The organism is Ferrovibrio sp. (assembly GCF_035304305.1).
Taxonomy (GTDB): Bacteria; Pseudomonadota; Alphaproteobacteria; order Ferrovibrionales; family Ferrovibrionaceae; genus Ferrovibrio.
In genome coordinates, this window is record NZ_DATGQG010000116.1 from 1 (window position 1) to 26,089 (window position 26,089).

The window sequence follows — 26,089 nt, forward strand, 5'->3', positions numbered from 1 at the left end:
GGCGCGGCGCCGGGTGGCTGGACCCAGGTGGCGGTCAAGCGTGTGAAGTCGGAAGAGGGCAAGGGCGGCTTCGTCCTCGGCGTCGACATCAATCCGGTCGATCCGATTCCCGGCGCCACGCTGATGCAGCAGGATTTCCTCGCCGAAGGTGCCGACGAGAAGGTGATCGCGGCGCTGGGCGGCAAGGCCGATCTTGTGCTTTCCGACATGGCGGCGCCGGCCACCGGCCATCGCCAGACCGATCATATCCGCATCATGGCGCTGTGCGAGGCGGCGCTGGATTTTGCCCTGCGGGTGCTCAATCCGGGCGGCGGATTCGTCGCCAAGGTGCTGCGCGGCGGCACCGAGAATGAGCTGCTGAACACCATGAAGCGCCATTTCCGCGTCGTGAAGCACGTCAAACCGCCGGCCAGCCGCTCCGATTCGGCAGAATCTTACGTTCTCGCCCTCGGATTCCGCGGATAATTACGCAAATCTGGGGGTGGACCGCGGGCGCCGGAGCGGCTATATCCTCCGCGGCAAGACACCCCCGTCACCCGTATCTGGGAGTTGCCTTGCATGGCCGCGTCGGCTCAGACCGATCCTGCGGTGGACCCGGCATACCTCGCCGCCACCTCCTTCATCGACAGCGACAATGACGCCGTGCGTGCGCTGGCCAGAGAGGCCGCCGCCGGCGAGACCGATCCCAGGGCCAGGGCGATCCGACTCTACTACGCGGTGCGCGACCGCTTCCTCTACGATCCCTATGCCATCGAGATGAGCCTGCCCGGCATGCGCGCCTCCGGCGTCATCGCCCGCGGCCGCGGCTTCTGCGTCAACAAGGCGCTGCTGCTCTGCGCCGTGGCACGGGCGGAGGGGATTCCGGCGCGGCTGGGTCTGGCGGACGTGAAGAACCATCTCGCCACCGAGCGCCTGCTCAAGCTGATGGGCACCGACATCTTCTACTATCACGGCTATGCCGAGCTGTTCCTGAACGGCAAATGGGTCAAGGCGACGCCGGCCTTCAACCTGGAGCTCTGCGAGAAATTCCGCGTGCGGCCGCTCGAATTCGACGGCGAGACGGACTCGATCTTCCATCCCTTCGACGCCGACAACCGTCGCCATATGGAATACGTCGCCGATCGCGGCAGCTTCGCCGATCTGCCCTTCGAGGAATGGCGCGCTGCGATGCTGAAATACTACCCGGCCATGATGAAGGACGGTGCGGAGCGGCAGGGCGATTTCGCCGCCGAAGCCGCGCATAACAAGAACTGAACCCCGGACAGACATAATCAGGAGCCCGCCCATGCAGTTTCGCGAAGCCTACACTTTCGATGACGTGCTGCTGGAGCCGGCGGCCTCCAGCGTTCTGCCCACCGAAGTCGACACGCGCACGCGGCTGACCCGCAGCATCGAGCTCGGCATTCCGCTGGTCTCGGCGGCGATGGACACGGTGACGGAATCGCGCATGGCGATCGCCATGGCCCAGGCCGGCGGCATCGGCGTGATCCACAAGAACTTCTCCATCGAGGAGCAGGCCCGCGAAGTCTCGGCGGTGAAGAAGTTCGAATCCGGCATGGTGGTGAACCCGCTCACCATCCGCCCCGACGCGACGCTGGCCGATGCGCTGGCGCTGATGGAGCGCTACGGCATCCACGGCATCCCGGTGACCGAGACCCAGGGCGGCAAGCTGGTCGGCATCCTGACCAACCGCGATGTGCGCTTCGCCACCGACATGAGCCAGAGCGTGCGCTCGCTGATGACCAAGGATCCGCTGATCACGGTGCGCGAGGGCGTGTCGCAGGAGGAAGCCAAGCGCCTGCTGCACCAGCACCGCATCGAGAAGCTTCTGGTGGTGGACGAGAATTACCGCTGTACCGGGCTGATCACGGTGAAGGATATCGAGAAGGCGCGGCTGCATCCCAATGCCTGCAAGGACGAGCAGGGACGGCTGCGCGTCGCCGCGGCGGTCTCCACCGGCGCTGACGGCATCGAGCGCGCGCAGGAGCTGATGAAGGCCGGCGTCGACGTGCTGATCGTCGATACCGCCCATGGCCATTCCAGCCGCGTGCTGGATACCATCCGCGCCATCAAGAAGATCTCCAACAGCACCCAGGTCATCGGCGGCAATGTCGCGACAGTGGAAGGCACGAAGGCGCTGATCGATGCCGGTGTCGACGCCGTGAAGGTCGGCATCGGGCCGGGCTCTATCTGCACCACGCGCATCGTCGCTGGCGTCGGCGTGCCGCAGCTTACCGCTGTGCAGGATGCAGTCGGCGTGGCCGACAAGGCCGGCGTGCCGGTGATCGCCGATGGCGGCATCAAGTTTTCCGGCGATGTGGCGAAGGCGATCGCCGCCGGCGCCAATGCCTGCATGATCGGATCGCTGCTGGCCGGCACCGACGAGGCGCCCGGCGAGGTCTTCCTCTACCAGGGCCGCTCGTACAAATCCTATCGTGGCATGGGTTCGCTCGGCGCCATGGGACGCGGTTCGGCCGACCGCTATTTCCAGCAGGAAGTGAACGACAAGCTGAAGCTGGTGCCGGAAGGCATCGAGGGCCGCGTGGCCTATAAGGGACCGGTCGGCAACATCCTGCATCAGCTGGTCGGTGGCCTGCGCGCGGCCATGGGCTATACCGGCAATGCGACCCTGGATGAGATGCGCAGGAACTGTCGCTTCATCCGCATCACCTCGGCAGGCCTGCGCGAAAGCCATGTCCATGACGTGGCGATCACCCGCGAGGCGCCGAATTACCGGCAGGAGAACTGAAGGCGGTGACACCTGCCGCGCGGCTGGCCGCGAGCATCGACATCCTGAGCGAGATCTTCCAGCGCGCCGCGGCGGCCGACCGGGTGCTGTCCTCCTGGCAGCGCGGCAACCGCTATGCCGGCGCCAAGGACCGCCGCGCGATTTCCGATGCCGTCTATGCCGTCCTGCGCGACCAGGGCATGCGGCGCTGGCGGCTGGAGCAGGCGGGCGCGGAAATCACGCCGCGGCTGCTGATGTTCGCCGATGCCGAAACGCCGCTGCAGGCCTGGCAGGCGCTGTGCGACGGCAGCAAATACGCGCCGGCGCCCCTGAGCGACGAAGAAGCCGCCGTGCTGTCGCGCCTGCCGTCCGACGAGAACGCGCCGCTCTGGGCCCGCGCCAACCTGCCGCCGGCCATCGCGGAAATGGTGCAGGAGGCCTTCGGCGTCGATACCGAGATGGAGCTGGCGGCGCTGAACGGCCGCGCGCCGCTGGACCTGCGCGTCAACACGCTGAAGGCGACGCGGGACGAGGTCATCGCGCAGCTGCGCGGCGAGGGCATCACAACCGGCCCGACGCCGCTCTCGCCCATCGGCATCCGCATCCCGGACCGGGTGCGCCTCGATACCCATCCGCTGTTTACCGACGGCCTGTTCGAGCCGCAGGACGAAGCCGCCCAGCTGGCCGGGCTGCTGGTCGATGCCCGGCCGGGCGAAACCGTGGTCGATCTCTGCGCCGGCGCGGGCGGCAAGACGCTGCTTCTGGCCGCCTGCATGCGGAACCAGGGCGAACTGCATGCCGCCGACAACGACCCGCGCCGGCTGGCGCGGCTGGCACCGCGGCTGCAGCGGGCCGGCGTGCGCAACGCGACCGTGCATGCCGCCGACGCCATGCCGCAGCTGCTGCAGTCCCTGGAAGGAAAGGCGGACCGCGTGCTGCTCGACGTACCCTGTTCGGGCAGCGGCACCTGGCGGCGCAATCCGGAGGCGCGCTGGCGCTACGATCCCGCCAGCCTGGAGGAGGTGCTGCGGCGCCAGCGCGGCCTGCTGGCCGATGGCGCGAAACTGGTGCGGCCGGGCGGGCGGCTGGTCTATGCCACCTGCTCGATCCTGCCGGCCGAGAACCAGGACCAGGCGGCCTGGTTCGCGGCCCATCACGGCGAGTTTACGCCGCTTTCCATGACGGAGGCCTGGGGCGGGTCTATAACCGATCCGCGTATACGCTCCGGCATGCATCTGGCGCTGACGCCCTACCGCCACGGAACCGACGGCTTCTTCGCCGCGGTGTTCCGGCGGGCGGGATGAGGAGGGACCGGGCATGACGGCAGGCCGTATGCAGGCAACAGCATCGAGGAGCATGCCCATGTCTGCCCGTCACCTCATACCGTTTTTCGCCGCCGCGCTGATGGTCGCGGCGGGCCTCGCCTCCCTGCCGACGCGCGCCATGGGCGCCGGGGGCGGCGGCAGCGACACGACCCTCTCGAAGCCGGTGGATCCGGATTTCACCGAGGGCAGGAAGGCGATCGACCGCAAGGACTGGGCGGCGGCGATTCCGCTGTTCCAGAAGGTGGTCGAGAAGGATCCGAACAATGCCGATGCCTATAACTGGCTCGGCTATGCCTGGCGCAACCAGGGCAACTACGAAGAGTCATTTGCAAATTACAACAAGGCCTTGCTGATCGACCCAAAGCACCGCGGGGCGCATGAGTATATCGGCGAGGCCTATCTGAAAACCGGCAATCTGGCCAAGGCGGAAGAGTTCCTGAAACGGCTCGACAGCCTTTGCACCTTCGGCTGCGCGGAGTATACGGAGCTGAAGAACAAGATTGCCGCCTACAAGGCCGGCAAGGCGAGCTGACGGGCCGCGGATGCGACCCTGCGCTTCGCCTCCCAGACATGAGGAGTTGAAAGAACGCCGATGGCGGAGCGCATTCTTGTTATCGATTTCGGTTCGCAGGTCACCCAGCTCATTGCCCGCCGCGTGCGGGAGGCGGGCGTCTACTGCGAGATCGTGCCCTTCCAGAAAGCCGGCGAGGCGCTGAAGGCAGACAGTCCCCATGGCCGGCTGAAAGGCGTGATCCTCTCCGGCGGCCCGGCTTCCACCACCGAGGAATACGCGCCGCGCGCCCCGCAGGAGGTGTTTGATCTCGGCCTGCCGGTCTTCGGCATCTGCTACGGCGAGCAGACCATCTGCGCCCAGCTCGGCGGCCAGGTGGAGAGCGGCCATCACCGCGAATTCGGCCGCGCTTTCCTTGAGATCCGCGAGGGCTGCGAGCTCTTCGACGGCATCTGGAATGCCGGCGAGAAGCACCAGGTCTGGATGAGCCATGGCGACCGGGTGACGAAACTGCCCGAGGGTTTCCGCGTCGTGGCGGTCAGCGAGGGCGCGCCCTTTGCCGCCATCGCCGATGACAGGCGGCGCATCTACGGCGTGCAGTTCCATCCGGAGGTGATGCATACGCCCGACGGCGCCAAGCTTCTGCGCAACTTCGTGCGCAAGGTGGCGGGCTGCAGCGGCGAATGGACCATGAAGGCCTATCGCGAGGAAGCGATCGAGAAGATCCGCGCCCAGGTCGGCAAGGGCCGGGTGATCTGCGGCCTGTCGGGCGGCGTCGATTCATCGGTGGCGGCCGTGCTGATCCACGAGGCCATCGGCGACCAGCTCACCTGCGTCTTCGTCGATCACGGCCTGATGCGCAAGGGCGAGGGCGAGCAGGTGGTGCAGCTCTTCCGCGAACACTACAACATCCCGCTGGTGCATCGCGACGCCTCGGAGCTGTTCCTCACCCGGCTGGCCGGCATCTCCGACCCGGAGAAGAAGCGCAAGACCATCGGCGCGCTGTTCATCGACGTTTTCGAGGAAGAGGCGAAGAAGATCGGCGGCGCGGAATTCCTGGCGCAGGGCACGCTCTATCCGGACGTGATCGAAAGCATCAGCTTCCATGGCGGCCCGAGCGTGACGATCAAGTCGCACCACAATGTCGGCGGCCTACCCGAGCGCATGAACATGAAGCTGGTCGAGCCGCTGCGCGAGCTGTTCAAGGACGAGGTGCGCGATCTGGGCCGCGAGCTCGGCCTGCCGGAAAGCCTGGTCGGCCGGCATCCCTTCCCGGGACCGGGCCTGGCCATCCGCATTCCGGGCGACATCACGAAGGAAAAGCTCGACCTGCTGCGCGAGATCGACGCCGTCTATCTCGACGAGATCCGCAAGGCGGGACTGTATGACGCGATCTGGCAGGCCTTCGCCGTGCTGCTGCCGGTGCGTACCGTGGGCGTGATGGGCGACGGCCGCACCTACGACCAGGCCTGCGCGCTGCGCGCCGTCACCTCCACCGACGGCATGACGGCCGACTATTACCCGTTCCCGCACGACTTCCTCGGCCGCGTGGCGACCCGCATCATCAACGAGGTGCGCGGCGTGAACCGCGTAGTCTACGACATCACCTCCAAGCCGCCGGGCACAATCGAGTGGGAGTAGGGGTTCTGTTTCTTTCTCGTGTCATGCCCGGGCTGCGGCCCGGGCATGATGGCGAAAGGACGCCGACTACCCCGTCGACTGCGCGCCCTTGCCGGCGCGGGCGGAGACGGGGACGAGGCTGGCCTTGATGTATTTGTCGGCTGCGGCGGTCAGTTCGTCGAGCTTGCCCTCGAAGAAATGGTCAGCGCCGGCGATCTTCTTGTACTCGATCGTGATGCCCTTCTGCAGCGACAGCCGCTGCGCCAGCTTGGCGACCTCGCTCTCGGCGACGATCTTGTCGTCGCTGCCCTGGATGATCAGGCCCGAGGAAGGGCAGGGGGCGAGGAAACCGAAATCGAACATGCCCGCCGGCGGCGCCACCGAGATGAAGCCGTCGATCTCGGGCCGGCGCATGAGCAGCTGCATGGCGATCCAGGCACCGAAGGAGAAGCCTCCGATCCAGACGGCGGAGGCATTGGCATTGACGCCCTGCAGCCAGTCCAGCGCGGCCGCGGCATCGGAGAGTTCGCCGACGCCGTGGTCGAAATTGCCCTGGCTGCGGCCGACGCCGCGGAAATTGAAGCGCAGCACCGAGAAGCCGCGCTTGGCGAAGACATGGAAGAGGTTGTAGACGACCTTGTTGTTCATCGTCCCGCCGTACAGCGGGTGCGGATGCAGGATCAGCGCAATGGGGGCATTGGCCTCCGGTCCGTGATGGTAACGGCCTTCCAGCCGGCCGTCCGGTCCGGGGAATATGATGTCAGGCATCGCGGTTCGTCACTTTCGCCGCAGGATTCGCCGCCGAGGGAGGCACGGCGGCGCAATATCGGTTGAAACAAGTAGCATTTTACCATAGGTGGCGGCGCGGAATTCAAGGTTTAAAACGCAGCAGTGTGGACAAGTCCGCTGCTCCGCAGGCTTTTCAGGAGCGATCATGGCCGACCGGCCGGTTTATCTCGACTACAACGCGACGGCGCCGCTGCGGCCCGAGGCCAAGGAGACCATGCTGGCGGCGCTGTCGCAGCCGGGCAATCCCTCCTCTGTGCACCGATTCGGCCGCGCCGCCCGGCTGCTGGCCGAAAGGGCGCGGGAGCAGGTGGCCACTCTGGTGGGCACGGAGGCGCGCCGGGTGGTCTTCACCTCCGGCGGGACCGAGGCGAACAACCTCGCGCTCCGGCTGTTCCGCGATCAGGCGGGCGGTGCCAGCCTGATCGTCTCCGCCATCGAGCATGATTCCGTGCTGCGGCCGGCCCGGGCGCTGGGACTGCCGCTCACCGAGGTCCCGGCCGGGCCGGACGGGGTGGTCCGGCTGGACGACCTCGCCGCGGCGCTCGAGGCAGCCCCGAAGCCGGCTCTGGTGGCGCTGATGCTGGCCAACAACGAGACGGGGGCAATCCAGCCGGTCGCAGAGGCGGCCCGGCTCGCCCATGAGCACGGCGCGCTCCTGCTCTGCGACGCGGTCCAGGCCGGCGGCAAGCTGGCGATCGATATGGCTGCCCTGGGCTGCGACTTCCTCACCCTTTCGGCCCATAAGCTGGGCGGGCCGACCGGGTCGGGGGCGCTGGTCCTGCGCGACGACTGGACCCCGGCGCCGCTCATGTTCGGCGGCGGGCAGGAGCGGGGCATGCGCGCCGGCACCGAGAACCTGGCCGGGCTGGCCGGCTTCGGCGCGGCGGCGGAAGCCGCCCGGGCGGCGCTGCCGGGAATGGTGCGGGTGAGAGCCTTGCGCGACCGGCTGCAGGCTGCCTTAAAGGGGGCCTGCCCGGACGCCCCGGTCCATGGCGGGGCTGCGGAGCGGTTGCCCAACACCCTGTGCATCGGGATGCCCGGGGTACCGGCCGAGACCCAGGTGATGGCGCTCGACCTGGCCGGGGTGGCGGTCTCCGCCGGCTCGGCCTGCTCGTCGGGCAAGGTGACTCCCAGCCATGTGCTGACCGGAATGGGCCTGCCCGAGGCGGCCGCCCGCGAGGCAGTCCGGTTCAGCCTCGGCTGGGAAACGACGGAAGCGGATGTGGACCGCGCAGCCGAGGCCTGGACGACGCTCTGGGTGCGGAAACGGAAGTGAGGTATAAGTTCAGAACATATCTATATTTGTCTGAATATAAAAAGATTTTCCGTTGCAGGACTTGATCTCTTAGCCCGTTGGTTCGACCGGCAGGGAGCGGGATCGTCGGGTGACGGATCCCTACAGGAGTTGTTGACCGAATGCCCAAGATGACCTTCATCCAGCCTGACGGAAAGCGCGTAGAAGTGGATGCGCCTGTTGGACTTTCTGTCCTCGAGATTGCTCATAAGCATGGCATCGACATCGAGGGCGCCTGCGAGGGCTCGCTGGCCTGCTCGACCTGCCACGTGATTGTTGATCCGGCCTGGTACGGCAAGCTGCCCGAGGCCAAGCCGGATGAGGAGGACATGCTGGATCTGGCCTTCGGTCTGACCAGGACCTCGCGGCTTGGCTGCCAGCTGATCATGACCCCGGAGCTGGACGGGCTGACCGTCAGCCTGCCGACGGCGACGCGGAACCTGATGGGGTAAGGCTGGCAGCGCGATAGCGGACCCGGCAAGATCGGCCCCGAGGAAACCGTCCGACTCGGGAGCAAATCGCGTGACCCGCAAAACCCCCGACCAGCTGCGCTCGGCACGCTGGTTCGCCCCTGATGACCTGCGCAGTTTCGGTCACCGCTCGCGCATCCTGCAGATGGGCTATGCCCCTGCCGAGTGGGAGGGCAAGCCGCTCATCGCGGTCATCAACACCTGGTCCGACATCAACCCCTGCCATGCCCATCTCCGGCACCGGGCCGAGGATGTGAAGCGGGGGGTGCTGCAGGCCGGCGGCCTGCCCATTGAGCTGCCGGCCATCTCGGTCTCCGAGAGCTTCGTGAAGCCGACCACCATGCTCTACCGGAACATGCTGGCCATGGAGACGGAGGAGCTGATCCGCTCCCATCCCGTGGACGGCGTGGTCCTCCTCGGCGGCTGCGACAAGTCCACCCCCGGCCTGCTGATGGGGGCGACCAGCGCCGGCCTGCCGACCATCTACCTGCCGGCGGGTCCGATGCTGCGCGGCAACTGGAAGGGGAAGATTCTGGGCTCTGGTTCGGACGCCTGGAAGTTCTGGGACGAGCGCCGGGCCGGCAACATCTCGAACCAGGAATGGAACGACATCGAGGCGGGCATCGCCCGGTCCTACGGCACCTGCATGACCATGGGCACGGCCGCCACCATGATGGCGATCGCCGAGGCCATCGGCCTCTGCCTGCCGGGCGCCTCCTCCATCCCGGCGGCGGATTCCAACCATATCCGCATGAGCAGCGAATGCGGCCGCCGCATCGTCGAGATGGTCTGGGAGGACCTGACGCCGGCGAAGATCCAGACCCGCAAGGCGTTCGAGAACGCCATCGCGGTGGCCATGGCCATGGGCTGCTCGACCAATGCCATCATCCACCTGATCGCCATGGCCCGCCGGGCCGGGCAGGACATCTCGCTGGACGACTTCGAGACGGCGAGCCGCAAGGTGCCGGTGATCGCCAATATCCGGCCCTCGGGCGACCGATACCTGATGGAGGACTTCTTCTATGCCGGCGGCCTGCCGGCGCTGATGAGCCGCATCCGCCAGCACCTGCATCTCGACCAGATCACCGTCACGGGCAGGACCGTGGCTGAGAACATCGCCCATGCCCAGGTGCACAACGAAGACGTCATCCGCACAGTGGAGAACCCGATCTATGCCGAGGGCGCGCTGGCGGTGCTGAAGGGCAACCTCGCGCCTGACGGCTGCGTGATCAAGCCGAGCGCCTGCGACCCGCGCTTCCTGAAGCATTCCGGCCCGGCGCTGGTCTTCGACGACTACCCCTCCATGAAGAAGGCGGTGGACGACGAAAATCTCGACGTCACGCCCGACCATGTCCTGATCCTGCGCAATGCCGGGCCGCTGGGCGGCCCGGGCATGCCGGAATGGGGCATGCTGCCGATCCCGAAGAAGCTGGTGAAGCAGGGGGTGCGCGACATGGTCCGGATCTCGGACGCCCGCATGAGCGGCACCTCCTACGGCGCCTGCATCCTGCATGTGGCGCCTGAGTCCTATATCGGCGGGCCGCTGGCTCTGGTGCGCAACGGCGACATCATCTCGCTGGATGTCGATAAACGCACCATCACGCTGGACGTGCCCGAGGCCGAGCTGGCGAAACGCCGGGCGGAATGGAAGCAGCCCGAGCCGCGCTACGAACGCGGCTATGGCTGGATGTTCAGCAGACACATCAGGCAGGCCGACCAGGGCTGCGACTTCGATTTCCTCGAAACCGGTTTCGGCGCCCCGGTGCGCGAACCCGACATTTTCTAGAGAGAGACACCCATGGCCCTGAAGCCCGAGACCCGCGAGAAACTGAAGACCGTCAGCACGGCGACCATCTCCACCATCCTGTTCAAGCGCGGCCTGCGCAGCCAGTTCATCCAGGACGTGAAGCCGCTCAATCCGGACCAGCCGACCATGGTGGGCGAGGCCTATACGCTGCGCTACATCCCGGCCCGCGAGGACCTCAACCCGATCACTGTCTTCCAGGACCCGAACCATCCGCAGCGCAAGGCGGTGGATGAATGCCCGCCGGGCGCGGTGATGGTGATTGACAGCCGCAAGGATGCCCGCGCCGCCTCCGCCGGCTCGATCCTGGTGACCCGGTTGATGAAGCGCGGCGCGGCGGGCGTGGTCACCGATGGCGGCTTCCGCGATGCCGCCGAGATTGCCAGGCTGGACATCCCGAGCTTCCACCAGCGGCCCTCGGCGCCGACCAACCTGACCCATCACCAGGCCATCGACATCAACGTGCCCATCGGCTGCGGCGATGCGCCGGTCTTCCCGGGCGACGTGATAGTCGGTGATAACGATGGCGTGATCGTGATCCCGGCCCGTCTCGCCGACGAGGTGGCGGACGAGGCCGTCGAAATGACGGCGTTCGAGGATTTCGTCACCGAGGAGGTGATGAAGGGCCGCTCGATCCGCGGCCTCTATCCGGCCACCGATCCGCAGACGAAGATCGACTTTGAGGCCTGGAGGAAGAAGACCGGCCGCTGACCGCCTGTGCTATACTGCGGCAGGGACCCTGCTGCGGGAGGCGAGGATGCGGATCGGGCTTTGCGGTGCGGTGCTGCTGCTGGCGCTGGCCTCGGCGCCGGCTCGGGCGCAACCGTCCTATGACGGCCCGCTGATCGACGCCCATCTGCATTACAGCCACGACGCCTGGGACATGCTGCCGCCGGAAAAGGCCATCGCGGTCATCCGGGAAGGGCGGCTGGCAAAAGTGCTGGTCTCCAGCTCGAGCGACGATGGCACCCAGAAGCTGCATGCCGTCGCACCCGACCTGATCGTGCCGGAGCTGCGGCCCTATCGCCGCCGCGGCGAGATCAGCACCTGGTTTCGCGACGAGACCGTCATCGCCCATCTGGAAGAGCGGCTGAAGCGCTACCGCTATGTCGGGATCGGCGAATTCCATCTCTATGGCGAGAATGCCGATCTGCCGGTGCCGCGCCGCATGGTGCAACTGGCGAAGCAGCGCAGGCTCTTCCTGCATGCTCATTCCGATGCGGATGCCGTGGAGCGAATCTTCCGGCAGGATCCGGATGCGCTGGTTCTCTGGGCCCATTCCGGCTTCGACCGGCCCGACACGATCCGCGCCATGCTGGCGAAGCACAGGAATCTCTGGGCCGATCTGGCGGTGCGCAGCGAGCATGGCCGGGACGGCAAGGTCGATCCCGAATGGCGCAGGCTGTTCGAGGACTTTCCCGACCGCTTCATGATCGGCACCGATACCTACACGCCCGAGCGCTGGTACTACGTGGTCGAGCATGCCAACTGGTCGCGCGCCTGGCTGGCCGATCTGCCGCGCGACCTGGCCGAGCGCATCGCCTATCGCAATGCCGAGGTTCTGTTCAGCCGCACGGCCTTTGGCGAGCGATGAAGGCGATTGTCCTCTTTTCCGCTCTGCTACTGGCTGCCGCGCCGGCATTGGCCTGCCGCGCGCCGGACAATGCCGTGCAGGCGGGACCGGTCAGTTTCGCGCCGCAGCCAAGTCCCATTCCGCTGAACAAGCCTTTCGCACTGCAGATCGCCGCCTGCGCCGCGAAGCCGGACCGCATTGCGGTGGATGCGACCATGCCGGCGCACCGCCATGGCATGAATTACCGCACCACGGTGACGCAGCTGGCGCCCGGCGAGTTCCGCGCCGAGGGCCTGCTGTTCCACATGCCTGGCGAATGGGAAATCGTCTTCGACCTCTTTTACGGCGAGCGGCGCGAGCGGCAGACCCATCGCGTCACGCTGCGATGAGGCGGCTGGCGCTTCCGGTCCTGCTGCTGCCCGTCGCGGCGGGCGCGGTGGAGTTCGATGCCGGGGAGCGCGCCATCATCGAAAGCCTCGGTCCCTGGCCGCCGGCGATCGAGCGCGATGCCAGCAACCGGCTGTCGGGCAGGGAGGAGGCGATTGCCTTCGGTGCCGTGCTGTTTGACGAGCCGCGTTTCTCCGGCAACGGTCAGGTCTCCTGCCGCACCTGCCACGATCCGGCGAAAGGCTGGGGCGACGGGATGCCGGTCAGCACCGGATTGCAGCGCGTCGACCGCAATGCGCCGGGGCTGATGAATGTCGCGCTGCATCGCTGGTTCGGCTGGGACGGCGCATCGGACTCGCTGTGGTCGGCTACGCTGCGACCTTTCCTCGATGCCCGCGAGATGGGCGGAAGCATCGCGAAAACCGCCACGGTAATCCGCAAGGACGCGACCCTGTCGCGCTGCTTCGCGAAGGCGACCGGCGAGGATGCCGCGGCACTCGACGACGAGGCCGTGTTCGTCGCGGCCGGTAAGGCGCTGGCCGCTTTCCAGGAAACGCTCATCAGTCCGCGCACGCCCTTCGACGATTTCCGCGATGCGCTGCTGGCTGGGAAGGCGAGCGGCTATCCCGAGGCCGCCCGGCGCGGGCTGAAGATCTTCATCGGCTCCGGCAACTGCGTCATGTGCCATACCGGCCCGGCGTTCACCAACGGCGAGTTCCACGATATCGGCCTGCCATTCTTCATGGCCTCCGGGCGGCCCGATCCCGGCCGCTATGAAGGCATCAAGCGGGTCAAGACATCGCCCTTCAATCTGCTCTCCAGGTACAACGACGATCCGGAGCAGGCGGGTGCCTTCGCAGTCCGCCATGTCGACCTGCAGCACCGCAACTGGGGAGAGTTCAAGTCGCCCGGCTTGCGGAACCTTGCCCAGACCGCGCCCTACATGCATGACGGCAGCTTCACCAGCCTGCGCGATGTGATCCGGCATTATTCTGAACTGGATATGGACCGCCTGCATGAGAACGGCGAGGCGATCCTGCGGCCGCTGGGTCTGAGCGAAGACCAGGCCGGTGATCTGGAGGCCTTCCTGCTCTCTCTGAGCCCTACCACGCTGCCTGGTCAAACTGCGACAAAAAGGTGTGATACGGAGTGAAGGGTTGATTTCGGGTGGAAAATGCCGCATTTGGGCTGGTCAAAGTCCGGCCGGCAGTTTATATGTACACATATGAATTAAGCCGCCGCTCCCCGACAGTCGAGCTTAAGCCATGACCATGACCGCCGCCGTAACCGAAGCCGCCGCACCGTCGCATCCGCTGCTCAAGCCGGGCGGCAACCTCCGCGAGGAGACGGTCACCTGGGTCCACCACTGGACCGACACTCTGTTCAGCTTCCGCACCACGCGTGACCCGAGCTTCCGCTTTATCAATGGCCAGTTCGCGATGATCGGCCTGATCGTCGACAACAAGCCGCTGCTGCGCGCCTATTCCATGGTCAGCGCCAATTACGAGGAACATCTGGAATTCCTCTCGATCAAGGTGCCGGACGGCCCGCTTACCTCGCGGCTCCAGCACATCAAGGTCGGCGAGCGCATCATCGTGGGCAAGAAGGCCACGGGCACGCTGCTGCAGGACAACCTCCTGCCCGGCAAGACGCTGTGGCTGCTCGGCACCGGTACGGGTCTCGCCCCCTTCATGTCAATCATCAAGGACCATGAAGCCTACGAGCGCTACGAGCGCGTCGTGCTGGTGCATGGCGTGCGCACCGTCGCCGAACTGGCCTATCAGGACTACATCACCCGCGAATTGCCGGAGAACGAGTATTTCGGCGACGAGGTGAAGGCCAAGCTGGTCTACTATCCGACCGTGACCCGCGAGGCCTACAAGAACCAGGGTCGCATCACCGACCTGATCAGCAGCGGGAAGCTGTTCACTGATCTCGGCCTGCCGAAATTTGACATCGAAAGCGACCGCCTGATGCTCTGCGGTTCGCCGCAGATGCTCGCCGACATGCGCAGCATGCTGGATGGCATGGGCTGGCAGGAAGGCTCCACCACGGGCGCCGGCCACTACGTCATCGAAAAGGCCTTCGTCGAACAGTGACGGCGGCGGTGATCCGCATTGTTGCAGCAGTCATCCGCGACGATGCGGGGCGTGCCCTGCTGGTGCGCAAGCGCGGCACCGAAACCTTCATGCAGCCCGGCGGTAAACGCGAACCGGGCGAGTCCGATCTGGAAGCGCTGTCCCGCGAGCTGAAGGAAGAACTCGGTTGCGGCATGCGCGCCGGCTCGGAACGGCTGTTCGGCCGCTTTTCCGCTCCGGCCGCGAACGAGCCGGGCCATCTGGTCGAGGCGACGATCTACGAGGTCGCGGTTGCCGGCCCGATCGAAGCTGCGGCAGAAATCGAGGCGCTGCTCTGGGTCGACCCCGCGGCCCCGCCCGATGTCGTTCTGGCGCCACTCACCCGTGATCATGTGCTGCCCCGGCTGGGCGATGCGGAACAAAGGTTCGAAACCTGCCATTAGGCAGGCATGACGCCCGCTCTCCGGCACGGTCCGCTCGGACCATCCGCCATCCATCTCTGCCTCGACATGCAGAACCTCCTCGCCGAGGGCAGTCCTTGGTATGCGCCCTGGGCGATGAAGGTGCTGCCACGGTTGCTGGCGCTGGCCGAGCGCAAGGCGGCGTCAACCATCTTTACCCGCTTCGTGCTGCCGCCACAGCCGGAGGCAATGCCCGGGCAGTGGCCCCGATACTTCGCACGCTGGGCGGCGCTGGCGGATCGGCCGGAGCTGTTCGACCTGCTGCCGCCGCTGGCCGCGCTCTGCCCCCCAGCGGTCATTCTCGACAAGCCGGTCTATTCCGCCTTTGCCGGCCACCGGCTGCAGGACCTGCTGCAGGCGCGGGGCGTCGACACGCTGGTCGTATCGGGGGCGGAAACCGATATCTGCGTGCTTTCCACCGTGCTGGCCGGGATCGACCTGGGCTACAGGATCGTCGTGGTACAGGACGCGCTATGCAGCTCGGTCGATCAGACCCATGACGCACTGATGGCCTTTTATCATCAGCGGCTGGGCCAGCAGGTGGAAATCGCCGATATGGAAACGGTGCTGGCTGCCTGGGACCAGACGACCTGAATTCAGGCCGGGCGCTGGACCAGCAGCATCCCGAGCCAGGTGGCAAGCAGGCAGAGCATCACCGACAGCAGGATGTTGCTGCCGGCCCGCAGCAACAGTCCGTCGCGGATCAGGTTCAGTGTCTGCTGGCTGAAGGCGGAGAAGGTAGTGAAGCCGCCGCAGAGGCCGACCATCAGGAACAGCCGCCCCTGCTGGCTAAGGGAGTCCATGCCGGCCAGCACGCCGATCACGAACGAGCCGAGGATGTTGACCGTCAGCGTGCCCCAGGGGAAATCGCTGTTGAACCGGCTATCCACCAGTCCCGCCATCCAGTAGCGGCCGATGCTGCCCAGCGCGCCGCCGGCAGCGATATAGAGATAGGCGGTCATGCGGATGTGACGCTAACATTTTCGCCGGGGCGTTCAAACCCCGCTTGGCGGCGGCATCGGGCATCGCTAGATTGCCGCGCATGAGCGCCTCGCCCGACTTCGTCGAATTCGTCCAGGAACTGTTTGCCCCGCTGGGGGCAGTCGGGATACGGCGCATGTTCGGCGGCGCCGGCATCTACAGCCGCGGCGTCATGTTCGGGCTGATTGCCGACGACACGATTTACCTGAAGGCCGACAGCGACACGAAGGCCGCCTTCGAGGCCCGTGGCTGTGGCCCCTTCGTCTACGACGCCAAGGGCAAGCCGATCCGCATGAGCTACTGGCAGATGCCGGCCGAACTGATCGACGATGCCGACGAGGCGTTGGCCTGGGCGAAGACGGCACTCGCCGTCGCCCGCGCCAGCAAGGCCGCCCTGCCGCCATCCTCGCGACGCATCACCCTGGGCGCCTCCCGGCGGCGCTAGGGTTTCAACACCTTTCAGGCGGATAAGCCCTCGGAATTCGCCCGGCCATGACAATACAAAAGAAAAAGAGTTAATTCTCCGCCTCGCCGCGGGCGATTGTCATTGCCTCGCGCAGCACCTCCTCGTCGCCGATATGGTTGGCGAGCAATAGGACGAGCTTCGACATTGCGACTTGGGCGGCGGCATCGTCGAGGCCGGAGGTCATCTTCACCAGGGCTTCGTAGAAGCCGTCCGGATCGGGCAGGTTGGGGGCAGTGTTCAGCTTGGCCATTCACGACTCCGCACTTTCAGGGCCGCTGACCAGTTCGCCGCCGACGGTGCGCGACAGCCCGCGGAACAGGGCCACCATCTCGCCGGCTTCGTCGGTCACGGTCATGTCGTAGATGCTGCTGCGACCGGTGGTGGATCGCAGTTCGGCAGTGACAGTCAGCAGCGCGCCCACGGCGACCGGCCGCAGGAATTCGATGCTGGCATGCTGCGCCACGCTGGCGCGGTTGAAGGAATTGCAGGCATAGCCGAAGGCGGAATCGGCAAAGGTGAAGATCACGCCACCATGGCAGGTACCATTGCTGTTGACCATGTCCGGCTGCACGCGCATGCGCAGCTTCGCGCGGCCCGGTCCCATTTCCAGCAATTCGACGCCGAGCCGCTGCGCCGCCAGGTCGCGTTCCGCGGCCCAGCGCCCGACGGCTTCGGCGATCGCCTGCGCCGAGGTCATTTTCCGCTGAATTTGGCCGGACGCTTCTGCAGGAAGGCCGAAACGCCCTCGATGAAATCGCGGGTGCGGCCGGCGATCGCCTGCGCCTCGCGTTCGGCCTCAAGCTGTGCATCCAGTCCGTTGGTGGCGGACTGCCGGATCAGCTTGCGGATCTGCGCAAGCCCCACGGTCGGGCCGCTGGCAAATTTCGCCGCGATCTTTCCGGCTTCCTCCATCAGCGCGTCATCCTCGACGCATTTCCAGATCAGGCCCCATTCGGCGGCGGTTTCCGCCGGCAGCTTTTCGCCCAGCATGGTGAGGCCGAGTGCGCGCGCCGTGCCGGCGAGGCGCGGCAGGAAGAAGGTGCTGCCGGCATCGGGTACGAGGCCGATATTGGCGAAAGCCTGCAGGAAGGTGGCGGATTTTGCGGCGATCACGATATCGCCGCAGAGCGCCAGGCTCATGCCGGCACCGGCGGCCGGACCGTTCACCGCGCAGACCACGGGCATGCGGTAGGCGGCGAGCTTGCGGATCACCGGATGGTATTTGTCATGCAGCGCGCGGCCAAGATCGGGCATACCGCCATCGTTGTTGAGATCGCCGCTGGCGAGATCGGCGCCCGAGCAGAAGCCGCGGCCGGCACCGGTGAGCAGCAGGCAGCGGATCGCGGCATCGGCCTCGATCTCGTCCAGTGCCCTGCCGAGCTCAGTCATCAGTTCGGAATTCAGCGCGTTCAGCCGGTCGGGCCGGTTCAGGGTGACGGTGGCGATGCCGTCCTTTTTCTCGACGATCAGCGTGTTCCAGGACATACGTTTCTCTCCCTTGCGGAAGAAACGCTAGCCGATTTTTCAGGATGGTAGAACAGCCGCGGCAGGGTGGATGTCAGTGCTTGACGTAGCGGTAACCACCCGGTTGCGGCCCTGGCGTTTGGCGGCATAGAGCGCCTTGTCGGCGCGTTGCACGAAGACGCTGAGAGATTCGCCGGGGCGGTACTCGGCGATGCCGGCGGAAATCGTGATCTGCCCCAGGTTCTCGCCGGAGCCGCGCTTGACCAGCTTGCGGGCGCCAATGAGGGCGCGGATATTGTCGCCCAGCCGGGCCGCCTGGTCGGACCGCGTGCGCGGCAGCAGCAGCGCGAATTCCTCGCCGCCATAGCGGGCCGCGAGATCCTGTCCCTTTACGTTGTCGCTGAGTGTCCGCGCCACCAGCTGCAGCACGGTATCGCCGGTCTGGTGGCCGTGGCGGTCGTTGAACTTCTTGAAATGGTCAATGTCGAGCAGCATCAGCGACAGCGGTTCGTGATTGTCGGCCGCGGCCTTGGCGAACAGTGTCAGGGTCTGCTCGAAATTCTTGCGATTGGCGAGGCCGGTGAGGGAGTCCGACAAGGCCTCGCGACGGGCCTGCTCGAAATGCTCGCGCAGCATCTGCACTTCCGCCGTCGTCTCGGCCAGCCGGGCTTCGAGCGCCTGGTTGCGCTCCTGCATCTCGCGGGTTTCCTGCAGCATGCTGCCGACCAGTGAGCCGAGCGCCGGCGCGCCCTGGGGGTGGTCGTCCAGCCGGCCGGAGAAATGCTCCAGCTTGTCGCCATAGGCGCGGGTATCCTCGCCGGCGCTGTCGATATAGCTGCGCAGGTTATCCATGGCGACCTGCAGCTTCTCGGTCGTTTCGCGGGAGGTGCGCAGCAGCCGGGCCGGATTGAGGAATTCCTCGTAGAGCTGCAGGGTAGTTTCCGGCGTGAAGGGCTGGTGGCTGGCCAGCAACGCATCCACCGCGCGGCTGAGCGCCGGGTCGCGCCCGGCATGGTATTCGTACCAGATGGTGAAGTTGATCGGCGTTGGCGGAATCGAGAACCGCGTCATGCTGGCAACGGCTGCATGGGCGAATTCGGCAGCCTGGTGCATGTCGTCGTGATACATCGCCTTCCCCTGGACGGGCCCGGCCTCTCTCGTTCGTCAGGGGAGGCGGTGCCAGCCGCCCTAATGTGCTGTGCCGCGGGGGCGCTGGCAACGGGATTCGCGCGGAATCGGCCCTCAGATACCCAGATAGCGATGCTGGATGTCGGGCGCTGCCAGCAGAGCGGGTGAATCGCCCTGCCAGACAACCCGGCCTTTCTCGATGATGTAGTGCCGGTCCGACAGCCGGGTCAGGGCGCCGACATTCTTATCCACAACCAGAATGGCCTGGCCGTCCCGTTTCAGCTGGCCCAGGCAGTTCCAGATTTCCTGACGGATCAGCGGCGCCAGACCCTCGGTGGCCTCGTCCAGGATCAGCAGGTGGGGATTGGTCATCAGGGCCCGGCCGATTGCCAGCATTTGCTGCTCGCCGCCCGAAAGCTGGTTGCCCATATTGTTTATGCGTTCGGCCAGCCGCGGGAAAAGCTGCACCACGCGTTCATAGGTCCAGGGCCGGCGGGCGCCGTTGCGGTTGGCGGCGGTGGCGATCAGGTTCTCGCGCACCGAGAGATTGGAGAAGATCTGGCGGCCTTCCGGCACCAGGCCGATGCCGACCTTAGCGACCCGATAGGAGGGCAAGCCGCGGATGTCGCTGCCGCGGAAACGGATATGCCCGCGGGCCGCCGGGGTCAGCCCCATGATCGAGCGGATCGTGGTGGTCTTGCCCATGCCGTTGCGGCCCATTAGCGTGACGACCTCGCCCGCATTGATCGTCAGGCTCATGCCGAACAGCACCTGGCTGCGGCCGTAGAAGGTGTCGATGCCATCGACTTCCAGCAGCGCGGCCATGTTCAGCCTCCCGCCGTTTCGTCGCCGAGATAGGCCTGGCGGACCTGCGCATTGCGGCGGATCGCGTCGGGCGTATCGGTGGCAATGCCCTTGCCGTAGACCAGCACGGTGATGCGGTCGGCCAAGGCGAAGACGGCGTCCATGTCATGCTCGATCAGCAGGATGCTGATGCTGCCCTTGATCTTCTTCAGCATGGTGACCATGCGGGCGGAATCCTCCGGCCCCATACCGGCCATCGGCTCATCGAGCAGCAGCAGCTTCGGCTTCGTTGCCAGCGCCATGGCGATCTCGAGCTGACGGTGTTCGCCATGACTGAGTGCGCTGGCGACCACATCGGCGCGCTCCTGCAGGCCGACCTGGGCGAGGGCGGCCAGCGCCGGCTCGCGCAGGCGCGGGTCGCTGCGGGCATCACGCCAGAAGCGGAAGGAATGGCCGTCATGGGCCTGCACCGACAGCATGACGTTTTCCAATGCGGTGAAGTTCAGGAAAATCGAGGTGATCTGAAAGGACCGCGCAATGCCGAGATGCGAACGCCGGTGTACCGGCATCGTGGTGATATCCTGTCCCATGAACCGGATGCTGCCGGCATCGGGGCGCAGTTCACCGATCAGCTGGCTGATCATGGTCGTCTTGCCGGCACCGTTCGGACCAATCACGGCATGGACTTCGCCAGGCAGGATGTCCAGAGAGAGATTGTCGGTGGCAATGAGGCCGCCGAAGCGCTTGATCAGGCCAGCCACCTTGAGAACGGGTTCAGCCATGCTGGCCCCCCGTCCGGCGCTGGCGCAGCCAGATCGCGACGATCGCAAGTGCAGCAACGGCCAGCACGATGGCTGCCGGCATCCAGTCGTCGTACCAGAGGTAATGCACGATATACATGGCGAACAGCGTTACAAGGCCGGTCAGGGCATAGCCGGCAGCGCCACGCACCATGGCGCCGTCGATGCCGCCGCGGGCGAACAGCACCACCAGAAGCAGGATTGGTCCGAACACGATCTTCCAGTATTCCGTCCAGCTGGAGAGGATCTCCTCCAGCATCAGGAAGGTGAAGGCGCCGAAGAGCGGACCGAACAGGCTCCCCATGCCGCCCAGCACGACCATGACGATCAGGTCGCCCGAGCGGGTCCAGTGCATCATCGCCGGACTGATGAAATCGGTATAGGTGGCGGTGAGAATGCCGGCCAGGCCGCAGAGGGTGCCGGCGATGACGAAGGCGGTCAGGCGGTAACGGAAGACCGGGAAGCCGAGTGTCGCCATGCGACGGTCGTTGGACTTGGCACCCTGCAGCACCATGCCGAATCGCGAGTTGACGATCCGGTAGGTGAGCCAGAGCGTGAGCACCAGCAGAACCCAGCAGAGATAGAACAGACTTTCCTTGTCGTTGAGATCGATCAGGCCGCCGAAGCTGGAACGCTGCTGGATGGTGAGACCGTCATCGCCGCCATAGGCATAGGCGCCGTTGCCGAGATAGTAGACGAGCTGCGCCAGTGCCAGCGTCAGCATGATGAAGAAGATGCCCTTGGTGCGCAGCGACAGCAGGCCGATCAGCAGGGCCGAGAGGGCAGAGCCGATCAGCGCCACCGGCCACTGGATCCAGGCCTCGTTGATGCCATGATGGGCGAGGATGCCGATGGCATAGCCGCCGATGCCGATATAGGCGGCGTGGCCGAAACTGACCATGCCGCCATAGCCGAGGATCAGGTTAAGGCTGACAGCGGCGATCGCCATGATCACGACGCGGGTGAACAGCGTCAGCATGAAGGGATCGTCGAGCACGGTGGCTGCGACCGGGACCAGGCCGAGCAGGATCAGCAGGGCGGAGCCGACCAGCGAGGTGATCGGTGACTTGAGGCGCAGCGGGAGCTGGGGCATCGAGAGGCTCCTCAGCGGCCCGGGGCGGGGAACAGGCCGGCAGGCCGCAGGATCAGCACGCCGGACATCAGGATGTAGATCAGCATCGAGGACAGCGCCTCGGAGACCGTGCCTGCGTCGGCCGGGCTGAGCACGGTGCCCAGCATATTGGGCAGGAAGGCGCGGCCCATGGTGTCGACCAGACCGATCAGCAGTGAGGCGATGAAGGCGCCGCGGATCGAGCCGATGCCGCCGATCACGATGACGACCAGCGCCAGGATCAGGATATTGTCACCCATGCCGATCTGTACGGTGGTGATCGGCGCAGCCATCAGGCCGGCTAGCGCAGCCAGTGCCGAGCCGAGGCCGAAGACCAGCGTGAAGAGCAGCTTGATGTCGACGCCGAGCGCGCCAACCATCTCACGGTTGGTGGCACCGGCGCGGATCAGCATGCCGAGGCGGGTGCGCTGGACCAGGACATAGAGAAAGCCGGCGCAGAGCAAACCGACCAGGATGATCAGGAAGCGATAGGTCGGATAGGGCAGGCCGGGCAGGATCTCGAAATGGGTCAGCAGCGAGTCCGGCAGCGGGATCGCCATGCCGCCGACGCCGAACAGCACACGGGCCAGCTCGTTGAAGAAGAGGATCAGGCCAAAGGTGGCCAGCACATGGTCGAGATGGTCGCGGGTATAGAGATTCCGCAGTGCGATCACCTCGGTCACGATGCCCAGCAGCGCGGTGGCGGGCAGCGCGAGCAGCGCGCCGGCAAGGAAACTGCCGGTCCATTCGGTAAGCACGGCAGCAAAGAACGCGCCCATCATGTAGAGCGAGCCATGCGCCAGGTTGACGAGGTCCATGATGCCGAAGACCAGCGTCAGGCCTGCCGCCAGCAGGAACAGCAGCAGGCCGATCTGCAGGCCGTTCAGGAATTGCTCAACGAGAAGAAGCGTCATGGCGGGGCAAACTGAGGACAAAGCAACGGGGCGTCAAGCGGCTTTCGCCTCCCGACGCCCCGGCAGAGCACGGGGCTATGGTGCCCCGGTTGTTACATCTTGCACTTCGGTGCGCTCGGATCCTCGAGATTGTCGATGATCTTGCTGATCGTGCGGATGTCGTACTCGGAGTCCGAGACCTTATAGACTTCCTGCTGGTAGATCGCGTGGATCGGGAAGTGGTTCTTGTTGAACTTCATCGGACCACGGACCGACTCGAACTTGGCCGCTTCCAGCGCCGCGCGGAAGGCGTCCTTGTTCTTCAGGTCTCCCTTGGTGGCGACGACCGCCGAGTTGATCAGGTTGGCGACGTCATAGGACTGGGCGCCATAGAAGGTCGGCGTGTCCTTGTGCTTCTTCTTGTAGTCGGTGACGAACTTGGTGTTCGCCGCATAGGGCAGGTCGGGCGCCCAGAACAGGCCGAAGAAGGTGTCCAGCGCCTGGTCCTTCTGCAGCTTGAGCGTGACGCCGTCGATGGTGAACACCGAGTAGAGCGGAATCTCCTTCTTCAGGTTCGCTTGGGTGTACTGGGTCAGGAACTGCACGCCGGCGCGGCCGGGGAAGAAGACGTAGACCGCGTCAGGCTTGGCGGCGCGGATCTTCGAGATCTCGGCCGAGAAGTCGAGCTGGTCGGGCCAGCGGGTCATGTCCTGGCCGACGACCTGGCCCTTGAAGGTAGCCTTCACGCCGTTGGCCATGTCCTGGCCGGCGGCATAGTTCGGCGCCACGATGTAGAGTTTCTGGACGTTCTTCTGGTTCAGCAGGTGGCCGACGCCCATCGGGTTCTGCTCGTTCGCCCAGGAGGCGGCGAAGAAGTTCTTGTGGCACTGTTCGCCCGCCAGCTGCGACGGGCCGGCATTGGCGCTGATCAGGAAGGTGTTGTTATCGACCACCGACTTGTAGGAGGCGAGCAGAACATTCGACCAGATGTAGCCGGCGACGATGTCGACGCGGTCGCGCTGCATCAGCTTGTCGGTCTTCTGCTTGCCGACCTCGGGCTTCTGCTCGTCATCCTCATAGATGACCTCGACGGGAATGCCGCCCATCTTGCGGCCGAGATGCTCCAGTGCCAGTTCAAAGCTGTTGCGCATGTCGACGCCGTAGGCCGCGTTCGGGCCCGACAGCGTGGTCACGAAACCGATTTTGATCTTCTTGGCCTGGGCTGCGGCGGGTTCCGCTGCGGCAAGCGCCAGTGCCGATACGGCCAGCGCTCCGGTAACGCGAAGCAAAGTCGAGACTTTCATCCTGGTCTTCCTCTCCCTGTTGTGGCCGGCTTTGCTGGTCGCGAGGCCGCCTGCCTGACTTGAACTTACACCAGTTTCCGTCGCAGCCCGGCTCAGACCGGCGACATGACGGAAAAATGCTAGAAAGAATTTGGCTGCTGCTCAAACAGAGGGCGGGCTCCCCCTGCGTTTTATTGCCCTCCCGCGCTTGCTTCCGGTACTATAATGCAGGTCTGTATCCCGGCAAGCAATATTATGCATTGCGCCCCCCGCGCAGCAGGAAGCGCTGCACCTTCCCTGTCTGGGTCCGGGGCAGGGCGTCGATGAACTCCACGGCGCGGGGATATTTGTAAGGCGCGATCTCGGCCTTTACGAAATCCTGCAGCAATCTGACCGTCTCCGGCGTCGCCTTGCCCCTGTCGCGCAGGACCACGAAGGCCTTCACGATCTGACCGCGGCCGTCATCGGGCACGCCCACCACGGCGCATTCCTGCACCAGCGGATGCAGCATCAGGACCGATTCCACCTCTGGTCCCGAGATGTTGTAACCGGCCGATATGATCATGTCGTCGGTACGGGCCTGGTACCACAGATACCCGTCCTCGTCGCATTTGTAGGCGTCGCCGGTGTAGTTCCAGCCGTCCTGGACATAGGCTGCCTGGCGTTCCGGGTTGTCGAGATACCGGCAGCCGGTGGGGCCGCGCACGGCCAGCCGTCCGACCGTTCCCGGCGGAACGGGATTGCCGTGATCGTCGACCACGCGCGCCTCGAAGCCCGGAATGGCCTTGCCGGTGGCGCCGGGGCGGATGGTGTCGTCGGCCGAGGTGACGAAGATGTGCAGCATCTCGGTGGAACCGAGGCCGTCGATGATCTTGATCCCGGTCGCCTCGTACCAGCCCTGCCAGGTCGGCCGGGGCAGGGTCTCGCCGGCGGAGACGCAGCGGCGCAGGGACGAGATATCGTAATTCTTTACCATGTCGGTCATGGCGCGATAGGCGGTCGGCGCGGTGAACAGGACGCTGACCTTCTTCGCCTGGATCAGTTCCAGAATCTTCTGCGGATTGTACTGCTCGACCAGCAGGGTCGAGGCGCCGGCATGCATGGGAAACGTGACCAGCGCGCCCAGGCCGAAGGTGAAGGCGATGGGCGGCGAGCCGGTAAAGATGTCGTCCTTGTCCGGCTTCAGCACGTATCGGCTGAAGGTATCGCAGATCGCCATCACGTCACGATGGAAATGCATGCAGCCTTTCGCTGGACCGGTAGTTCCCGAGGTGAAGGCAATCAGGCAGACATCGTCCCAGGCGGTGTCCACCGTTTCGAAATGCGCCGGCTTGGTTGCCATCCGCGCTTCCAGCGAGGCTTCATCACCACCACCGAAGTAGAGGCAACGCTCCAGATGCTTGGACTCCTTCAGCGCGGTTTCCATTTCGTCGCGCAGCCGGATGTCGCAGAGCGCCACCCGGATCTCGGCCTTGTCGGCCATGAAGGTCAGCTCGCGCCAGCGGTAGAGCGGCATGGTGGCGACAGCGACGGCGCCGGCCTTCATCACAGCAAACCAGCAGGCGACATAGAACGGATTGTTCGGGGCCCGCAGCAGAACGCGGTTGCCGGGTTTCACACCGAGATCATCGACCAGCACATGGGCGATGCGGTTGGCGATCTCCAGAAGCTTTGAGTAAGTCCAGGTCTCCTCATTGTAATGGATGACGGGCCGGTTGCCGTGGATGGCCGCCTGCTTGTCCAGCAGCTCGCGAGCGCAGTTCATGCGCTTCGGATAGGCGCGCAGCTCGGGGAGAGTATCCCAGAGCATCGCCGGCCATTGTTCCTGCGGCGGTAGATGGTCGCGCGTGAACGTGTCGACATGGGCAGAAGGCTCGAATTCATGCATGTCGGACCTCATGCAGATTGGAACCGGTAAAGATGGGAAGCGGCATCTCGAGGCGGATCACCTCGCTTGGCGGTGTCGCCCGTCCGGCGGCGTCATGGCCGCGGACGTAGTAGGTGTAGCGCAGGCCGCCCAACACGATGCGGTCGGTATGTTTGGTGGACTTCACGGCCTCGGTGACGCGGGCCACGCCATCATCTTCGGCGCGGTAGACGTTGTAACCGGCGATCGGCG

The 26,089-nt window shown here is 65.5% G+C and carries 29 protein-coding genes and 1 pseudogene; 17 read left to right on the forward strand and 13 right to left on the reverse strand.

The window, feature by feature from the left end:
* The 6 genes from VKZ87_RS13260 to guaA all read left to right on the forward strand — a co-directional run.
* A partial coding sequence (locus VKZ87_RS13260; protein ID WP_324221735.1) for an RlmE family RNA methyltransferase occupies positions 1 to 465 on the forward strand: 465 nt, incomplete at its 5' end.
* A 93-nt stretch (positions 466 to 558) separates the two neighbouring features.
* Positions 559 to 1,254, forward strand: a complete 696-nt coding sequence (locus tag VKZ87_RS13265; protein WP_324221736.1) for a transglutaminase family protein — start codon at positions 559 to 561, stop codon at positions 1,252 to 1,254.
* 31 nt (positions 1,255 to 1,285) lie between these two features.
* Entirely contained in the window at positions 1,286 to 2,749 is a 1,464-nt protein-coding gene (guaB, locus tag VKZ87_RS13270; RefSeq protein WP_324221737.1) for an IMP dehydrogenase, read from the forward strand.
* Between the two features lie 5 nt (positions 2,750 to 2,754).
* On the forward strand, positions 2,755 to 4,032 hold the full coding sequence (locus VKZ87_RS13275; RefSeq protein WP_324221738.1) for an RsmB/NOP family class I SAM-dependent RNA methyltransferase: 1,278 nt from the start codon (positions 2,755 to 2,757) through the stop codon (positions 4,030 to 4,032).
* A 58-nt stretch (positions 4,033 to 4,090) separates the two neighbouring features.
* On the forward strand, positions 4,091 to 4,585 hold the full coding sequence (locus VKZ87_RS13280) for a tetratricopeptide repeat protein (protein ID WP_324221739.1): 495 nt from the start codon (positions 4,091 to 4,093) through the stop codon (positions 4,583 to 4,585).
* A 60-nt stretch (positions 4,586 to 4,645) separates the two neighbouring features.
* On the forward strand, positions 4,646 to 6,205 hold the full coding sequence (guaA, locus tag VKZ87_RS13285) for a glutamine-hydrolyzing GMP synthase (RefSeq protein WP_324221740.1): 1,560 nt from the start codon (positions 4,646 to 4,648) through the stop codon (positions 6,203 to 6,205).
* A gap of 66 nt (positions 6,206 to 6,271) precedes the next feature.
* On the opposite strand, the gene VKZ87_RS13290 is transcribed toward guaA, so the two are convergent.
* A complete protein-coding gene (locus tag VKZ87_RS13290) occupies positions 6,272 to 6,952 on the reverse strand; it encodes an alpha/beta hydrolase (RefSeq protein WP_324221741.1) in 681 nt (226 codons plus the stop codon).
* 166 nt (positions 6,953 to 7,118) lie between these two features.
* Here VKZ87_RS13290 and VKZ87_RS13295 point away from each other — a divergent pair, with 166 nt between their 5' ends.
* From VKZ87_RS13295 to VKZ87_RS13340, 10 genes are all read left to right on the forward strand, one after another.
* Complete coding sequence (locus VKZ87_RS13295; RefSeq protein WP_324221742.1) at positions 7,119 to 8,249, forward strand: cysteine desulfurase family protein; 1,131 nt, start codon at positions 7,119 to 7,121, stop codon at positions 8,247 to 8,249.
* A 140-nt stretch (positions 8,250 to 8,389) separates the two neighbouring features.
* On the forward strand, positions 8,390 to 8,719 hold the full coding sequence (locus VKZ87_RS13300) for a ferredoxin family 2Fe-2S iron-sulfur cluster binding protein (RefSeq protein WP_324221743.1): 330 nt from the start codon (positions 8,390 to 8,392) through the stop codon (positions 8,717 to 8,719).
* Positions 8,720 to 8,789: 70 nt separating this feature from the next.
* Positions 8,790 to 10,523, forward strand: coding sequence for an L-arabinonate dehydratase (araD, locus tag VKZ87_RS13305; protein ID WP_324221744.1), 1,734 nt, complete (start codon positions 8,790 to 8,792; stop codon positions 10,521 to 10,523).
* A 12-nt stretch (positions 10,524 to 10,535) separates the two neighbouring features.
* Positions 10,536 to 11,252, forward strand: a complete 717-nt coding sequence (locus VKZ87_RS13310) for a ribonuclease activity regulator RraA (protein WP_324221745.1) — start codon at positions 10,536 to 10,538, stop codon at positions 11,250 to 11,252.
* A gap of 46 nt (positions 11,253 to 11,298) precedes the next feature.
* Positions 11,299 to 12,135: an amidohydrolase family protein gene (locus VKZ87_RS13315; protein ID WP_324221746.1), complete on the forward strand. Its 837-nt coding sequence runs from the start codon at positions 11,299 to 11,301 to the stop codon at positions 12,133 to 12,135.
* Positions 12,132 to 12,503, forward strand: coding sequence for a hypothetical protein (locus VKZ87_RS13320; protein ID WP_324221747.1), 372 nt, complete (start codon positions 12,132 to 12,134; stop codon positions 12,501 to 12,503). The genes VKZ87_RS13315 and VKZ87_RS13320 overlap by 4 nt, the downstream gene beginning before the upstream one ends.
* Positions 12,500 to 13,654 (forward strand): cytochrome-c peroxidase, encoded by a 1,155-nt coding sequence (locus tag VKZ87_RS13325; protein WP_324221748.1) that lies wholly within the window; start codon positions 12,500 to 12,502, stop codon positions 13,652 to 13,654. Before VKZ87_RS13320 ends, VKZ87_RS13325 begins: the two co-directional genes overlap by 4 nt.
* Before the next feature lie 118 nt (positions 13,655 to 13,772).
* A complete protein-coding gene (locus VKZ87_RS13330) occupies positions 13,773 to 14,600 on the forward strand; it encodes a ferredoxin--NADP reductase (protein ID WP_324221762.1) in 828 nt (275 codons plus the stop codon).
* A gap of 8 nt (positions 14,601 to 14,608) precedes the next feature.
* Positions 14,609 to 15,022, forward strand: a complete 414-nt coding sequence (locus tag VKZ87_RS13335; protein ID WP_324221749.1) for an NUDIX domain-containing protein — start codon at positions 14,609 to 14,611, stop codon at positions 15,020 to 15,022.
* Between the two features lie 6 nt (positions 15,023 to 15,028).
* Complete coding sequence (locus VKZ87_RS13340) at positions 15,029 to 15,634, forward strand: isochorismatase family cysteine hydrolase (RefSeq protein WP_324221750.1); 606 nt, start codon at positions 15,029 to 15,031, stop codon at positions 15,632 to 15,634.
* A 2-nt stretch (positions 15,635 to 15,636) separates the two neighbouring features.
* Here the strand turns inward: VKZ87_RS13340 and crcB are convergent, their stop codons facing one another.
* The gene (gene crcB / locus VKZ87_RS13345; RefSeq protein ID WP_324221751.1) at positions 15,637 to 16,002 is read right to left on the reverse strand and encodes a fluoride efflux transporter CrcB; all 366 of its coding nucleotides are present in this window, start codon (positions 16,000 to 16,002) and stop codon (positions 15,637 to 15,639) included.
* A gap of 80 nt (positions 16,003 to 16,082) precedes the next feature.
* Here crcB and VKZ87_RS13350 point away from each other — a divergent pair, with 80 nt between their 5' ends.
* Positions 16,083 to 16,466 (forward strand): TfoX/Sxy family protein, encoded by a 384-nt coding sequence (locus VKZ87_RS13350; RefSeq protein WP_324221752.1) that lies wholly within the window; start codon positions 16,083 to 16,085, stop codon positions 16,464 to 16,466.
* Positions 16,467 to 16,536: 70 nt separating this feature from the next.
* Here the strand turns inward: VKZ87_RS13350 and VKZ87_RS13355 are convergent, their stop codons facing one another.
* The 11 genes and pseudogenes from VKZ87_RS13355 to VKZ87_RS13405 form a co-directional block, all read right to left on the reverse strand.
* Complete coding sequence (locus VKZ87_RS13355) at positions 16,537 to 16,737, reverse strand: DUF2783 domain-containing protein (RefSeq protein WP_324221753.1); 201 nt, start codon at positions 16,735 to 16,737, stop codon at positions 16,537 to 16,539.
* Positions 16,738 to 17,184, reverse strand: coding sequence for a hydroxyphenylacetyl-CoA thioesterase PaaI (gene paaI, locus VKZ87_RS13360; RefSeq protein ID WP_324221754.1), 447 nt, complete (start codon positions 17,182 to 17,184; stop codon positions 16,738 to 16,740).
* Positions 17,181 to 17,972 (reverse strand): enoyl-CoA hydratase-related protein, encoded by a 792-nt coding sequence (locus tag VKZ87_RS13365; RefSeq protein ID WP_324221755.1) that lies wholly within the window; start codon positions 17,970 to 17,972, stop codon positions 17,181 to 17,183. The genes paaI and VKZ87_RS13365 overlap by 4 nt, the downstream gene beginning before the upstream one ends.
* Before the next feature lie 39 nt (positions 17,973 to 18,011).
* Positions 18,012 to 19,079 (reverse strand): GGDEF domain-containing protein, encoded by a 1,068-nt coding sequence (locus VKZ87_RS13370; protein WP_324221756.1) that lies wholly within the window; start codon positions 19,077 to 19,079, stop codon positions 18,012 to 18,014.
* A 114-nt stretch (positions 19,080 to 19,193) separates the two neighbouring features.
* Positions 19,194 to 19,904, reverse strand: a complete 711-nt coding sequence (locus VKZ87_RS13375; RefSeq protein ID WP_414655653.1) for an ABC transporter ATP-binding protein — start codon at positions 19,902 to 19,904, stop codon at positions 19,194 to 19,196.
* Positions 19,905 to 19,906: 2 nt separating this feature from the next.
* Positions 19,907 to 20,665: an ABC transporter ATP-binding protein gene (locus VKZ87_RS13380; RefSeq protein WP_324221757.1), complete on the reverse strand. Its 759-nt coding sequence runs from the start codon at positions 20,663 to 20,665 to the stop codon at positions 19,907 to 19,909.
* Positions 20,658 to 21,776: a branched-chain amino acid ABC transporter permease gene (locus VKZ87_RS13385; RefSeq protein ID WP_324221758.1), complete on the reverse strand. Its 1,119-nt coding sequence runs from the start codon at positions 21,774 to 21,776 to the stop codon at positions 20,658 to 20,660. The genes VKZ87_RS13380 and VKZ87_RS13385 overlap by 8 nt, the downstream gene beginning before the upstream one ends.
* A gap of 11 nt (positions 21,777 to 21,787) precedes the next feature.
* Positions 21,788 to 22,708 carry a branched-chain amino acid ABC transporter permease gene (locus VKZ87_RS13390; protein WP_324221759.1) on the reverse strand — a complete coding sequence of 307 codons (921 nt, stop codon included), beginning with the start codon at positions 22,706 to 22,708 and terminating at the stop codon, positions 21,788 to 21,790.
* A gap of 92 nt (positions 22,709 to 22,800) precedes the next feature.
* Positions 22,801 to 23,991 (reverse strand): ABC transporter substrate-binding protein, encoded by a 1,191-nt coding sequence (locus tag VKZ87_RS13395; protein WP_324221760.1) that lies wholly within the window; start codon positions 23,989 to 23,991, stop codon positions 22,801 to 22,803.
* 232 nt (positions 23,992 to 24,223) lie between these two features.
* A complete protein-coding gene (locus tag VKZ87_RS13400) occupies positions 24,224 to 25,858 on the reverse strand; it encodes an AMP-binding protein (protein WP_324221761.1) in 1,635 nt (544 codons plus the stop codon).
* A pseudogene (locus tag VKZ87_RS13405) lies at positions 25,851 to 26,089 on the reverse strand (hypothetical protein); the annotation flags it as partial. The gene VKZ87_RS13400 and the pseudogene VKZ87_RS13405, both read right to left, overlap by 8 nt.

Excerpts from the sequence above, each read along its gene's own strand:
- VKZ87_RS13265 (WP_324221736.1), top strand. The coding sequence starts at position 559 with ATGGCCGCGTCGGCTCAGACCGATCCTGCGGTGGACCCGGCATACCTC.
- guaB (WP_324221737.1), top strand. The coding sequence starts at position 1,286 with ATGCAGTTTCGCGAAGCCTACACTTTCGATGACGTGCTGCTGGAGCCG.
- VKZ87_RS13280 (WP_324221739.1), top strand. The coding sequence starts at position 4,091 with ATGTCTGCCCGTCACCTCATACCGTTTTTCGCCGCCGCGCTGATGGTC.
- guaA (WP_324221740.1), top strand. The coding sequence starts at position 4,646 with ATGGCGGAGCGCATTCTTGTTATCGATTTCGGTTCGCAGGTCACCCAG.
- VKZ87_RS13290 (WP_324221741.1), bottom strand. The coding sequence starts at position 6,952 with ATGCCTGACATCATATTCCCCGGACCGGACGGCCGGCTGGAAGGCCGT.
- VKZ87_RS13295 (WP_324221742.1), top strand. The coding sequence starts at position 7,119 with ATGGCCGACCGGCCGGTTTATCTCGACTACAACGCGACGGCGCCGCTG.
- VKZ87_RS13300 (WP_324221743.1), top strand. The coding sequence starts at position 8,390 with ATGCCCAAGATGACCTTCATCCAGCCTGACGGAAAGCGCGTAGAAGTG.
- VKZ87_RS13310 (WP_324221745.1), top strand. The coding sequence starts at position 10,536 with ATGGCCCTGAAGCCCGAGACCCGCGAGAAACTGAAGACCGTCAGCACG.
- VKZ87_RS13315 (WP_324221746.1), top strand. The coding sequence starts at position 11,299 with ATGCGGATCGGGCTTTGCGGTGCGGTGCTGCTGCTGGCGCTGGCCTCG.
- VKZ87_RS13320 (WP_324221747.1), top strand. The coding sequence starts at position 12,132 with ATGAAGGCGATTGTCCTCTTTTCCGCTCTGCTACTGGCTGCCGCGCCG.
- VKZ87_RS13325 (WP_324221748.1), top strand. The coding sequence starts at position 12,500 with ATGAGGCGGCTGGCGCTTCCGGTCCTGCTGCTGCCCGTCGCGGCGGGC.
- VKZ87_RS13330 (WP_324221762.1), top strand. The coding sequence starts at position 13,773 with ATGACCGCCGCCGTAACCGAAGCCGCCGCACCGTCGCATCCGCTGCTC.
- VKZ87_RS13340 (WP_324221750.1), top strand. The coding sequence starts at position 15,029 with ATGACGCCCGCTCTCCGGCACGGTCCGCTCGGACCATCCGCCATCCAT.
- crcB (WP_324221751.1), bottom strand. The coding sequence starts at position 16,002 with ATGACCGCCTATCTCTATATCGCTGCCGGCGGCGCGCTGGGCAGCATC.
- VKZ87_RS13350 (WP_324221752.1), top strand. The coding sequence starts at position 16,083 with ATGAGCGCCTCGCCCGACTTCGTCGAATTCGTCCAGGAACTGTTTGCC.
- VKZ87_RS13355 (WP_324221753.1), bottom strand. The coding sequence starts at position 16,737 with ATGGCCAAGCTGAACACTGCCCCCAACCTGCCCGATCCGGACGGCTTC.
- paaI (WP_324221754.1), bottom strand. The coding sequence starts at position 17,184 with ATGACCTCGGCGCAGGCGATCGCCGAAGCCGTCGGGCGCTGGGCCGCG.
- VKZ87_RS13365 (WP_324221755.1), bottom strand. The coding sequence starts at position 17,972 with ATGTCCTGGAACACGCTGATCGTCGAGAAAAAGGACGGCATCGCCACC.
- VKZ87_RS13370 (WP_324221756.1), bottom strand. The coding sequence starts at position 19,079 with ATGTATCACGACGACATGCACCAGGCTGCCGAATTCGCCCATGCAGCC.
- VKZ87_RS13375 (WP_414655653.1), bottom strand. The coding sequence starts at position 19,904 with ATGGCCGCGCTGCTGGAAGTCGATGGCATCGACACCTTCTACGGCCGC.
- VKZ87_RS13380 (WP_324221757.1), bottom strand. The coding sequence starts at position 20,665 with ATGGCTGAACCCGTTCTCAAGGTGGCTGGCCTGATCAAGCGCTTCGGC.
- VKZ87_RS13385 (WP_324221758.1), bottom strand. The coding sequence starts at position 21,776 with ATGCCCCAGCTCCCGCTGCGCCTCAAGTCACCGATCACCTCGCTGGTC.
- VKZ87_RS13390 (WP_324221759.1), bottom strand. The coding sequence starts at position 22,708 with ATGACGCTTCTTCTCGTTGAGCAATTCCTGAACGGCCTGCAGATCGGC.
- VKZ87_RS13395 (WP_324221760.1), bottom strand. The coding sequence starts at position 23,991 with ATGAAAGTCTCGACTTTGCTTCGCGTTACCGGAGCGCTGGCCGTATCG.
- VKZ87_RS13400 (WP_324221761.1), bottom strand. The coding sequence starts at position 25,858 with ATGCATGAATTCGAGCCTTCTGCCCATGTCGACACGTTCACGCGCGAC.